The organism is Streptomyces griseus, assembly GCF_001715295.1.
Classification (GTDB): Bacteria; Actinomycetota; Actinomycetes; order Streptomycetales; family Streptomycetaceae; genus Streptomyces; species Streptomyces griseus_G.
This window is the reverse complement of the sequence record NZ_MDKB01000001.1, coordinates 903,240-915,098: the sequence shown is the minus strand read 5'-3', so window position 1 is coordinate 915,098 and position 11,859 is coordinate 903,240. Positions and strand designations below refer to the sequence as shown.

10 protein-coding genes are annotated in these 11,859 nt (G+C 70.6%); 5 read left to right on the top strand and 5 right to left on the bottom strand.

Annotated elements, in window-relative coordinates:
• The first annotated feature begins 158 nt into the window (after positions 1-158).
• Positions 159-740 carry a GNAT family N-acetyltransferase gene (locus tag BA175_RS03485; protein WP_069169704.1) on the top strand — a complete coding sequence of 194 codons (582 nt, stop codon included), beginning with the start codon at positions 159-161 and terminating at the stop codon, positions 738-740.
• A gap of 87 nt (positions 741-827) precedes the next feature.
• Here the strand turns inward: BA175_RS03485 and BA175_RS03480 are convergent, their stop codons facing one another.
• The 3 genes from BA175_RS03480 to BA175_RS03470 all read right to left on the bottom strand — a co-directional run bounded on the left by BA175_RS03480 (position 828) and on the right by BA175_RS03470 (position 4,638).
• Complete coding sequence (locus BA175_RS03480; protein ID WP_069169703.1) at positions 828-1,856, bottom strand: hypothetical protein; 1,029 nt, start codon at positions 1,854-1,856, stop codon at positions 828-830.
• Complete coding sequence (locus BA175_RS03475) at positions 1,856-3,124, bottom strand: SDH family Clp fold serine proteinase (protein ID WP_069169702.1); 1,269 nt, start codon at positions 3,122-3,124, stop codon at positions 1,856-1,858. The genes BA175_RS03480 and BA175_RS03475 overlap by 1 nt, the downstream gene beginning before the upstream one ends.
• A 914-nt stretch (positions 3,125-4,038) precedes the next feature.
• Positions 4,039-4,638, bottom strand: a complete 600-nt coding sequence (locus BA175_RS03470) for a hypothetical protein (protein WP_069169701.1) — start codon at positions 4,636-4,638, stop codon at positions 4,039-4,041.
• A gap of 750 nt (positions 4,639-5,388) precedes the next feature.
• On the opposite strand from BA175_RS03470, the gene BA175_RS03465 reads away from it, so the two are divergent.
• Positions 5,389-6,297 carry a hypothetical protein gene (locus BA175_RS03465; protein ID WP_069169700.1) on the top strand — a complete coding sequence of 303 codons (909 nt, stop codon included), beginning with the start codon at positions 5,389-5,391 and terminating at the stop codon, positions 6,295-6,297.
• A 273-nt stretch (positions 6,298-6,570) separates the two neighbouring features.
• Here the strand turns inward: BA175_RS03465 and BA175_RS03460 are convergent, their stop codons facing one another.
• On the bottom strand, positions 6,571-6,963 hold the full coding sequence (locus BA175_RS03460; RefSeq protein WP_069169699.1) for a hypothetical protein: 393 nt from the start codon (positions 6,961-6,963) through the stop codon (positions 6,571-6,573).
• A 512-nt stretch (positions 6,964-7,475) separates the two neighbouring features.
• Between BA175_RS03460 and BA175_RS03455 the strand changes: the two genes are divergently transcribed.
• Positions 7,476-8,366, top strand: coding sequence for a septum formation family protein (locus BA175_RS03455; RefSeq protein ID WP_069169698.1), 891 nt, complete (start codon positions 7,476-7,478; stop codon positions 8,364-8,366).
• Positions 8,367-8,743: 377 nt separating this feature from the next.
• Positions 8,744-9,385, top strand: coding sequence for a YceI family protein (locus tag BA175_RS03450; RefSeq protein WP_069169697.1), 642 nt, complete (start codon positions 8,744-8,746; stop codon positions 9,383-9,385).
• 332 nt (positions 9,386-9,717) lie between these two features.
• On the opposite strand, the gene BA175_RS03445 is transcribed toward BA175_RS03450, so the two are convergent.
• Positions 9,718-11,337, bottom strand: coding sequence for a hypothetical protein (locus BA175_RS03445; RefSeq protein ID WP_254667799.1), 1,620 nt, complete (start codon positions 11,335-11,337; stop codon positions 9,718-9,720).
• A gap of 321 nt (positions 11,338-11,658) precedes the next feature.
• On the opposite strand from BA175_RS03445, the gene BA175_RS03440 reads away from it, so the two are divergent.
• A complete protein-coding gene (locus BA175_RS03440; protein ID WP_069169696.1) occupies positions 11,659-11,856 on the top strand; it encodes a hypothetical protein in 198 nt (65 codons plus the stop codon).
• Positions 11,857-11,859: the final 3 nt, after the last annotated feature.

Sequence of the window (11,859 nt, the reverse complement as noted above, 5' to 3'; positions counted from 1 at the left end):
GGGGGCTCGGTGCCTCAGGAACCGCCTCCCGTACGCCGCCTCGCCCACCTTGCCGGGCCTTCCACCAGGAACCGTCACCACGGTTCGAGCCCCCAACGGTCCGACGCAGGCCACAAATCAATGGCCCCTCGGGTGGGTGAGATCCAGAATGACCGACCATGGAACCTGTCACTCTGACGACGCAGCGTCTGCTTCTGCGGCCCCATGATCCCAGCGACGAGGACGCGGTCTTCGCCGCCTGCCAAGATCCCGACATCCAGCGGTGGACGGACTTACCCCAGCCGTACGAACGGAAGCACGCCGCCTCGTACCTGCGTGACGTGGTGCCTCGTGGCTGGCACGACGAAACGATGTACCACTTCGCGGCGCTGCACCGGGAAAGCGGTGTGCTCGTGGCATCGGTCAACGTGCACCGCCACTCCGACACCTGGGGAATCGGGTACTGGACCGTGGCGGAGCACCGAGGGCGAGGGTATGCGACGGAGTCGGTGCGCGCCCTGGCCGACTGGTCCTTCACCGCACGAGGAGTCCAGCGCCTGGAGTGGCGGGCGGAGGCGGGGAACATGGGCTCCTGGGCCGTGGCGGAGAAGGTCGGCTTCCTCAGGGAAGGCACCCTGCGTGCGGCGCAGACCAACCGGAACGGCCTGAGGGACACCTGGGTCGGAGCTCTCCTGCCCGCCGACCTCGGCCTTCCCTTCGCTCTCCCCTACTGCCCCACGAAGAGCGATCTTCCCTGGTGACGCGCATCGGGACGTCGCCCGCCCCGGGGGTTCGCCCCGTGCGGGCGACGTCGGCCGCCCCCGCCGCCCGCATACATCGCAGGGGCATCACGAGTGCAGCCTGCCGGGCCTGTTCGGCACCGCCGCCTTCCACTTCCTCCGGATCTCGTCCGCGAGATCGAGGTAGTCGTCGGGTACCTCGTAGTCCTTCTCGGCGGTCGCTCTCGTGTCCAGCGCTCTCTGCACCCTGTCCTGGGTGAAGTAGTCGGTCACCTGCTGCGGGAAGCAGTCGTGGACGGCCCCGAACAACAGCGCGGAGAAGGAGCGGGCACTCGGATCGGTGTCCCTCTCGGTGCATTCCAGAAGCACGTTCGTCGGCCACACGGGCGGAACTCCGCCGTGGCACCACCAGTCCCTGTCCCGGGACGTCAGCATCGTCCCCAAGGCCATCAGGATGTTCTCCTTCACCAAGTGGCGCTTCTTGGCCCGGCGCAACCCGTCCAGGCGGTACCGCGGGAAGGCCCATCCGATCTGGAAGTCCCCGGGAAAGCTGTAGTCCAGCCTCTTCGGCTGCATGAGGTCCGCGGCGTGTTTCCAGAGCAATACCGACGCTTCGTTCATCGCGGTCTCGTCCGGGCGGTCGGCATCCATCTGGCTACGGTCCGTCCTGTCGCTGATGAGGACCTGGTTGATGAGCCACGTGGCCGTCTGGGGGTCCACGACCCCCTTGTTCCAGGCGGGCCCCAGGATGCGTATGGCTATGCGCTGCTGCCCGAGCAACACCATGGTCGCCAGGACGGCGGGGACGCGCTGGGGGGATTCCGCCGGAAGGAACTCCAAGCTCTTGACCACGGTCTCCAGTTGAAGGCGCCGGCGCTCGCGCGCGTTGTGCTCGCGCGTGAGCAGGGCACCGACCAGTGTGACCGCCGTCGCGAGACCGCCACCGATGAACACCTTGAACATCTCGACCTGATCGGAACCCGGTTTCCCCACCCCCTCGATCGGCCAGAACAGACCGGCGCGGAACGCCAAGGACGCCGCCATCCAGAGCATGGGGAGAAAAACGCAGACGACGAGCGCCAGGTAGGGCCAGTTGTGGACCAGCCACTTGCCGACGAGAACAGCGTGGCCCCGCATCAGACCTGGCCGTCCTCCGCGCGCCAGTCACTCTCTCCTCGACGGGCCCGTCCGCGCGACATCTGCTGGGTCCGCCCGTCCTCCGCCAGCACGGGTTCCCGGGGAGCGGACGAGCCCCGGCCGGCCGACGTCGGCCGGTCGGCCCGGCGTGCCTCGGCCTCCTTCTCGGCCTCGGCCCTGCTGAGGAAGCCGACGAAGTTCTTTCCCTTGCAGGAGGCCAGGACATTGAGTGCTTCTTCGTAGACCTCCTTCTTCATCTGTTCGACGTTGAACCCGAGGCGCCCGGCCTCGTAGTAATCGATCGGGAACGGGTGGTGCGTATACCCGTAAACGAGCTGGTCGGCGATACGGTCGATCCGCTGCGGGTCGAGTTTCTCGCCGGTCCCGGCCTCGGTCTCGACTTCGGCCCCCGATGTGGACTCCCGGACCATGGCTTCGCGGGCCTTGGCCTCCAGGAGTTTCCGTGCGTACTGTTCGCCGATCCTGAGGCTGCGCCCCCATCCACCGAAGTCCAGGGCCTTGACACCCTCAAGGATCGAACTGATGGAGCCGAGGGAGAAATCGGAGGCGGTGTTGATCAGGTCGCTGATCGGTATCCGCCGCTCCGTCCACTTGACGATTTCCGGCAGCACCGAGGAGAAGGTCGCGAAGCCGAATTTCCGTACGTAGTCGACGCTCTGGTAGCAGTCGAGCGCCGATACCGTGTTCGCGGGATTGCGCGGGTCGGGAATCTGGGTGTCCAAGGGCCCGAGTTCGCCGAACGGGGACATGTACACCTGATGCGCACCCACCGCGAGAAGCGTGCTGGCGCTCTTGGCCCGTCCCGGCACATGGACGTTGATCCTCGTGGCGTACGCGGACAGGTACAGGGCCGTCGTGTACGCGCCGTCGAGATTGCCGCCCGGAGAGTCCAGCAGGACGTTGAGCGTGCGCTCCGGGCTGTCCACCGCCTGGCTGCCGGGGCTCGACGTCTGCGCATCCTCCAGGGTCACCTTGGGGCTCGGGTAGGCGAAGGCGCTGTACAGCATCTTCCTGATCTGACTTTCGGTACTCTCGCCGTCACCCCAGGTGAACTCGCCGTTGATCAGAAGCCAGACGCCCTCGATGCCGGCTTCCTCGGCCTGCTTCGTCAGGTGTTCCCCGGCCCTGACGACAGCCTGGCGTTCCGCCTCCGTGATCTCGTCGGCGTCGAGCCGGAAGCCGGGATCGAGCGCCTTGGCCTCTTCCTTGCCGGCGAAGAGCTGGCCGGAGCTGTTCTTCTCACCCATCGGGAGGTACTCCTTCACCTGGAACTGACGTCCGATGCCCTGCGCATCTCGGCCCTCAGGCGCCCGCATTCGCCGGTCCACGGGGTCGACGCCGAAGCGCGCTCCCGCTCCGTCGCTCCCGCACCGGCGTCGCCGAGCCCGGAGCGCCGGCCGTCACCCCATCTCCGGGCCGTTCTCCGACAGACGCCGGATGGGCGGGGACCGCCGCCCCCGGAAGTGCCCGCTCCCCGCCCCCCACGGAAATGACGCGCGGCCTGTCCCTCCCAGCGTGACCCCGGACGGCGATGCACGCATCTCCCACACCCCTCCGCACCGGCCGCCTGCCCCCGAGGCGTGCACAGCCTGTCCCGGCCGTGTGCATCGGTCGGGGCAGGGCGCGTACGCACGACCCCGACGCGTCAGCGTCGGCGCATCGCCGCCAGGGATGCGCCGCTCCCCGTGCACTCGATCCTCTCTGCCCACGCCATGTCCGTTTCCCCGGGCGCCCTTTCACGACGCGTCTCAGCCCGACCCCGCGCGGGCGACCACCGCCGAGTCGTCGACGCGGGTGGGGCAGGGCCCGGAGCAGTCCGGGCACGGCCCGGTTCGGTGAGCCGGCGCGGGGCCCGGTTCGGTGAGCCGGCGCGGGGTCGGTGATCGCGGTCGATCCGCCGGCCGCTCCGCGCTCCACCCATCCGTCCTGGGCGCCGGCGAGAGCCGACATGGACAGGCGTGATGAGGGACCGACGCGCTTCGGAACACACACCGCCGCACCTCACGACCGAACGCAGGACGCTCGGCTGGAGAACTCCAGCCGAGCGTCCTGCCGAACTACCGACGACAAACCTGACGTGGGGATCGCCGGACCCCACCTGCTCTTCCCCACCCGGGTCCCGACCGCCGCCCGACCGGCGTGGCCCCGGACCTACGTCAGGTCAGATCGTCGGCGTTTCGTCGACTATCTCCTTGTGCGGTTCGACGACGAACTTCCAGCCCTCGCTGGGCTCCAGGAACCGCACGCGGGTGGGGTAGATGTCCAGGGCGCGACGGTCGCGGTTCTGGGCGTTCGTGTTCTTCCGCGCCCGGGCCGGCTCCTCGTACAGGTCGATCTTCACGTCCGGGACCGCGACGACTTCCTCGCTCCAGCGCTGCACGACGCCCGCACCGAACGCGTCACGCGCGGCGGAGTAGAGCGAATCCAGGGATTCCATGTTCCCCTCGGGCACGAAGAGGGCGAGGTTCAGCAGAACGCCGGCGGCCTGGAGAACCTCGATCTCCTCCCCCTCCGCGTCGGCAACCCAGATCCCGTGCTCCTCTGCGTTACCGGGGAGGACATGCACTTCCTCACCGAAGACGGTCCGCGCGATGAAGGCCCCTCCCTCGAAATTCTTGCCCGGCTGCGTAAGGAAAGCCGGGGCATAGCAGTCGAGCGGAAGACCTTCCATTCCTGCCGAGACGAAGATGCCGTCCTGGAGGCCCAACTCTGCAATGTCCTCGGCCGTAAGACGTCGAGCCGTGACCTTTTCGGTTTTCACGCCGCTCCCCTTTTGATCGTGGCGTCCTGTGAATTCATTCGAAACTCTACCACGGAAACGATCAACGATTTCCTGATACGAACGACCCCGCACTCATGTAAGCGCGGGCCCACCTCCGGATAATACCGTCCGGGAGAACGGAGGATGACTCCAGCCGCACCACCGAAACGCGGCACTCATCAAGGAATGCGGCGATATACAGGAGACATCCCTCTCGCACTGCCGCGCTTCTTCCGGTAACGACGCCGGCCGTCGAAGGGAAGCCGATCGGACTTACACACAGAGGAGCGGACGAGAGCGATGAACGCGAGCAAAAGGCGCATTCACCGTCCCCGTGTTCACATCGCGGCCTGCACGCGTCGGCGGCGCGTGCACGCACGCGGGCCGAGCCCGGCGGGCCGATGCCCCCGACGCCACGACCGTCGACCCACACACGGGGGCCGAGTCCCGCATCCTCGTCGGACGGGACGGCACGGTGAGAGACCGCGGCATCACAGCCACGCACCGCAGGACGTGCAACCGGAGAATCTCGTCCTGCGGCTGCCGCTCGAGGCAGCGGAGGCCAGGCCCGCCGACGTCACGGAGGTGAGCAACCGGCTGCGGCCGTTCCCGCCGCCTGGCGAGGAACCCGCGCCGGGCCCCGAAGTACGGCCCCGTGAAGACGCGTCGGGGCGACCCCGTGGCCGCATGGGCCGACAATCGTCCCGGCAGCCGGGCCCATCGCCCGAGGGCGAGATACGCTGCCTGATCATGCGAACAACAGCACGCGGACCCGCCGTCGCCGCCGCTCTTGCCACTGCCCTCCTGGTCGCCGTCACCGGCTGCTCGTCCGGCTCCGACGACAAGGGTGACGGCGGGTCCGAGCTGCTCACGGGCCTGGGGACCCTGGCCGGCGACACCGGTACGAAGCGGGTGACCTTCCTCGACGTCGCCGCCGTCCGGAAGTTGAGCAAGGACGACGCGGAGCGGTTCGCCTCCGTCTCACAGCCGAGCAGTATCCTGCTGAGCCCGTACGAGCCGGGACTGTTGGGAGAGGACTTCGAGGTCTCCCGGATCACCACCGCGGTCGACACCGACGAGGCCGGTCACTGGAAAGGCAACTTCGACACGCAGGCCGTCATCACGTCGTTGAAGTCCAAGGGCTACAAGCAGAGCGGCGATGCAGAGGTCTGGTCGCATCCCGGCAACAAGGGGGTGACGCTCCAGGTGTCGGAGGGCGATATCTCCTACTCCGCGCGGGATTCCGACCCCATGTCGGCCGTCGAACCGGAGAAGGGGTCCTCCCTGGCCGACGACAAGGACTTCGGCCGCGCGGCCGCATGCCTGGGGGACGACGTCTACCGCGCGGACTTCAACCCGTCCAGCGACCCGGGACCGGTGCTCATGGCCGCTGCGGGCCAGCAGGCCGCCTCTGCGGCCGAGCACACCGAGGTGCTGTGTTTCGTGGTCGAGGACGACGCGGCGGCAACGGCCCTGGAGTCGCGGCTGCGGGAGGTCGTCCGCACGAAGGCACCGAAGTTCGACGGTGCGAAGGTGACCGTGCAGAAGGGCGACCGCCCCGTCGTGCGGACCGTCGTCCCCGACACCGCTACCCAGCGGCCGGGCCGGCTGGTCCTCACCGACATGGAGCTGTGGATGGCCGCGACCACGGCGGAGTAGCCGCAGGGGCAGGCCACCACAAAGATCTGCGAGCACCGGCCCCGGAGCCGCCGCAGGCAGCGCACTCGCGGACCTCGCCGCCGGCCGGCTCCTGCTTGCTCCGGTCGGCGCCCGTAGGAACGTCGAGTTGGACCGTGGATGGTGCAGCGTCGAGCCCGGGTCCGGCCCGGGCTCGACGCCGGTTCCCGGACCGGGGCCACGACCGGGGAGTCCGCCCAGCTCACGCCCTTCGGAGGAGGGAGGTCGCCGAGCCGTAGCGTGCGAACGAGGTCCTCACCCGTCCTCTCGGAGAGGGTCCAGCTCGGCTGCGAGGTCCGGGTCGCGCATGCCGGGGAAGGCGTAGCCCTCGGTTCCGTCCCAGGGGACGTCGAGGTCGTCCATGTGCACGTGCCACTCCGCTCCCGGCAGCGCCCGGCGCAACTCGCTGACGGACCGCAGTACATGGTCGAGGACGGGCACGACCCGGTCCGGCTCGAAGGGCATCTTGGTGGATCCGGCCACGACCTCGGACGGCTCCCGGACATCGTCTTCGTACAGGTACAGACTCTCCTCGTCCTGGTACGGGAAGGCCGACCTGTGGGCGGCGACGATGCGCTCGACAGCGGCCGTCTCGGCAGTCGTCAGTGGCACCGCCCGGCTCGCGCGGTAGTAGAGAGAGACGCTCATGGCCCGAGCGTAGCGAGGGGGTACGACAGAGGGGCCGGGCGCGGATCCGGCCGACGCCGGCCGGCATCCGGCCCACCCGGGCCGGTGCGCGAGGGTGCGCGAGGGGGGCGAGGTGCGCGGGACCCTGCGCTGGGACGCTGCCGTGAGCCGCCCCGTGGAAGAGATTGGCCGCCGTACGCGCCGGGCTCGTGAGGACCGTACCTCCGCGCAGCCGCTCGACGTCCCGCTCCCACACGCGTCGCCGATGTGTCCGCCTCCCCCGCCCCCAAGGGTCGAGAACCCCTGCACGGAGGCCCGTTCCGCAGGCAGGGCGAAGCCGCAGGCGCCGGTGCCGGGGCCGCCCGTTTCCAGGACCGGCCGTTTGCCGCCCGCCCTTCCTGCGTTCGCCCGCCCGGCGGGGGCCGCACCGAGGACGCCCCGGGCCTCCGGGCGCCCGTGCGCCGGACTGTCACAGGGGTGCCATACGATGCGCACATTCGCTCGTAAGATCTCTGTTTGAGGATGCACACGTCATGTCTCAGGGTGTCATGTCCCTTTCTCTGCGCCGCATATCCGTTCTGGTCGCCCTGGTCGCGGTCGGCGCCACGGGATGCTCCGATGTTTCCGACGCCATCGACGGTGCCAAGGACGGGGCCAAGAAGGTGGCGCGTCAGCGGTCGGTCTTCTCCCTGGAGACCGGCGACTGCTACAACCCGAACACCAAGCCGACCGGGGAGGGCGTGCAGGAGGAAGCCGCCATCGAGATCGTGCCCTGCGAGGAGGCGCACCAGGGCCAGGTCGTCGGCGAGTTCTCGATCGACAAGAAGGAATATCCGGGCGACGACGCGGTATCGGTGATCGCCGACGAGCGCTGCCCGGTCGAGGCACAGAAGTTCACCCCGGACACCTGGGCCCTGCCCAAGGGTGTCTCGGTCTTCTACTACCACCCGACCAAGGAGAGCTGGGCGACCGGCGACCGCGGTGTCAGCTGTGCGTACACCAAGGAGTCCGGCACGTTCTCCGGCAGCCTGAAGAGCAAGCCGCTGACCGCCGACCAGACCGCGTACCTGAAGGGCGCGAACGCCGTCTACGACGCTCTCTGGATGACCCAGCCCGAAGGGGAGGTCGAGGACGACCTGCCCGGCTACAAGGCACAGGCGAAGGCCGTCGCCGACGCACTCGCCACCCATGTCACGGCGCTGGAGGGCATCCAGCAGCCGGAGACCGTCAAGCTCCGTACGCGACTGGAGAAGGCTGCGGGCAACTGGAAGAAGGCCTCGACCGCCGGCGACTCGGACGCCTTCTTCCTCGCCTACGACCCGGCCTTCACCGGCATCGACCCGAATGCCACGATCGCCGCCCGCAAGGAACTGAAGCTCGCCACCACCGTCCCGGCCGACGAGGCCGAGGTCTGGGCCGGCTGATCACCCCGCAGCGGCCGGGGGCCGGTGCGCCCGCCCCCCGGCCCGTCGCGTTCGTACCGACCGGCGCGCCACCCCTCTCCGTGACGGCCCCTCTCAAGACTCGGACCACGGAGCAGGGGGGCGTGGGCGAGGTGACCCGGGCGGCGTGAGCCGATGCCGTCCCCCCGTGCACGGTCGCGCCGCGAGGCCCGGGCGGCACCGACGTCCCCCGTCGCCCGGCCCGGAGCCTGCGCGCCCGAGGTCCTCCTTCCGGTTCCCACTCTCCGTGACGACTTCCACCCTCCGGCCCGCCGACTTGTGAAGGTTCGCCCCCTGATGGTCGGGTCTTCTGATGAGGCCTTGCGAGTGATTCTTACCCAGCGGTAACTACTTGCTTCATGAACTTTTTCAGCCGCAACTCCTCGCCCCGTCGGGCGGGGCCGTCCGCAGCTCCCGCGGCCTCCGGGGCCGCTGTGCTGCCGGATCCGGGCCTGGCGGCTCTCACGGGTGAGTGGATGATCGACCCCGCGCACAGCAGGATCGGGTTCGCTGTGCGGCATGCGATGGTGACCACGGTGCGCGGCTGCTTCCCGGAGTACGAGAGCCGCCTCCGCTTCGACGGGATCGACCCGGAGCGGTCCACGGCGGAGATCGAGCTGGCCACGGCCAGCGTCGACACCGGGGTGGAACAACGCGACGCGCACCTCGTCGGCCGGGACTTCCTGGACGCCGCCAGGTATCCACGGATGGTGTTCACGAGCACCGGTGTCGAACGTGCCGGCAAGGACGTCTACCGCATGACCGGCGCCCTCACCATCCGGGACGTGACCCGACCCGTGGTCCTGGAACTCACCTACATCGGTCATGTCACCGATCCGTTCGGTTACGAGCGTGTCGGCTTCGACGGCACCACCACCATCAACCGCTCCGACTGGGGCCTGACCTACAACGCCAGACTGGCGGAGGGCGGGGCCATGGTGAGCGAGAAGCTCCGGCTGCAGTTCGACATAGCCGCCATCCGGAGGCCCCCGTCCGGCTGACCCGGCGCCGGGGCACCCGGGCGTGTACAGCACCCGTACCGCGGAAGGCGGTCGGCGGCCGGTACGCTCGGGCGCGACGGCCCGGCCGGAGCCGGTGTTCCGCCGGACCCGCCGGGCCGGTGCCAGGGCCCGCACCCGGACGGGTCCGCAGAGACCGGAGGACGCAGCCATGGTGGGGAAGCCGCACGGCGGGACGGCCGCTGCGCCACGCACGGGGCCGTGCACGGAGTACCTTCAGGGGCGTCGGCCCGGACGACGACGCGGAACGGGCCCGCTCGGCTGGGCACTGGTGGTCCTCGGCATGCTCGTACTCCTCGTCGTGGAACCGTTGTTCAGGGCAGGATGACGGCACGGCCCGCACCGAGCGGTACCTCCCCGCGCTCGTCCCCGGCGGCCCCGGGACGGGCCGACAGCAGGTAGCCACGGAGATCCCCGGCGCCGCGTAGGCGGGGCAGGGGGACGGGGCGCCGGCCGGCGACGAACGCGGGCAGCCCGTGGTCCTCGGACACCAGGACGACCGTGGGAACGTCACGCGCCGCCTCGCGGAGGGCGTCAGGAGTGACACTCGCGTCATGGCCGCCGGTCTGGCGGGAGGAGCAGCCGGCGTAGTAGGCGATCGGGACGGCCTGGTCGCCGCTCACCACGCAGGGCGGGCGGACCCCCAGCCGGTTCAGAGCGAGGGCGACCGCGGCGAAACCGGTCGTGGTGGCTCGGCTCGTGCGGACCACATGGCTGAGGACGGAGAGCTGCACGGTGAGGTGCCCCGCCAGGGCCAGCGAGAGTACGGCCAGGCCCGCCGGCCGCCGTGCCCGCCACCCCCGGGTGAACAGGGAGACCACGCCCTCGGCCGCCGGTGCGGCCAGCAACGCGTAGGCGGGGAGCAGGAAGCGCGGTGCGGCGTAGTCGACCAGGAACAGGTAGGGAACCGCCGACGACACCCCCGTCACCGTCGCCGTCAGGGCGACGGCGGCCCGCCCGGCCCGGCGGGCCGCGACGACCCCGCCGGCCACGGCCACGGGCAGTACCGCCCACCACACCGCCGTGACCGGACTCTCCCAGGAGATGTCGCAGGGCCGGCACAGGGTCCGCCCCGCCAGGGCGCGCAGGTGGTCCTCCACGGCGACGTTCCAGCCGAGCCCGCCCTGGATCTCGCCGGCCCGGTACAGCCGGGAACTCAGGCCGCCGTAGCGTGCGTACGCCTCGGCCACCCACGGCGCGCAGCCCGCCACGAGTCCCCCGGCGAGCGCCGCGCACACGTCCGGCCGGCGCCGCCCGGGGACCAGCACCGCGAGGGTGAGCGGCAGTGCCAGCCAGAAGCCGTCGGCGGGCCGCATCAGCGCGACCAGGGCGACCGCCGCCCCCGCACCGGCCGGCTCCGCGCGCCCGCCGGTACCGCTCAGGGCCCGGACGGTCCAGCCCGCGGCGGCCAGGGCACCGAGGGCGCACCACAGGTTCGGCATGGCGGCGGGACCGTAGTACAGCGTGGGCCACAGCCCGGCGAACAGGGCGCCCGCGCAGGCGAGTACGGGCACGGGCAGCACCCGGCGCCAGATCCACAGGGCGGCGGCCAGGGCGAAGGCGGAGAGCAGCGCGAGGTAGACCCGCAGCAGCGTGGTGGACGCCCCGAGCGCCGCCACGGGAGCGACCAGGTACGAGATGCCACGGGCGCGGGGGGCGCTGAAGAACGCGGGCGGGGCCTTGCCGCCGACCTGGCTGACGTAGACCGTCTCGTCCCAGGCCAGGTCCGACCCCGGTACGACGACTGCCAGTTGGACGGTGAGGAATACCACGGCGACGGCCGCGAGCCACGGCAGCGGTCGGGCGGCCCGGCCGGGCGGCCGGGTACCCGCGCCCGCAGGGCCCGCACGCGGCGGCCCGTATGCGCGCACGCCGGTCCCCCGGCGCCGCCCGTCGGCGTGGTGGATGCCGTGCACGCTGTCACCGGTCTGCACTGCCTGCCCCCTCGCGCCGCCCGGTGCAGCAGGAAGCGGAGTGGGCGACGCCTGGTCAACGAAAGGAGGCGAACACGGTCACGGCCCGGTCGGCCCAGCGCCCCCGGCCACTCCACCTGCCGCCTCGGCCGGCCGCGGACGCCGACGGCTGAACGGGTCCCGGCGCCCGGACGGACCGGTCGGTGAAGATCACGGCGGGACGTCGGCCGGAATCCGGGCCCCGGCCACCGGCACCCGCGGCGCGCAGCGCTGAACCGGCCCCCGGACGTCGCCGGCGACGTCCTCACTGTCGGACCCCGGTCCTACAGTTCCCGTACGGACATGGAGGATCGGGAAGACCCGCAGCAGACAGGGATCGCGTTCGCCGGGATCGTCCTCGGTGTCACGGTGAGCGAGGAGGCACCGGACCCGGCCTCCCCCCTGGGCAGGGTCCGGGCGTTCACCGCGGAGCACGGCGAGGACGCGCTCGGACCCGAGCACATCACGGCGGCACGGGAGGGGCGTCCCTTGCTGGCGTGACGG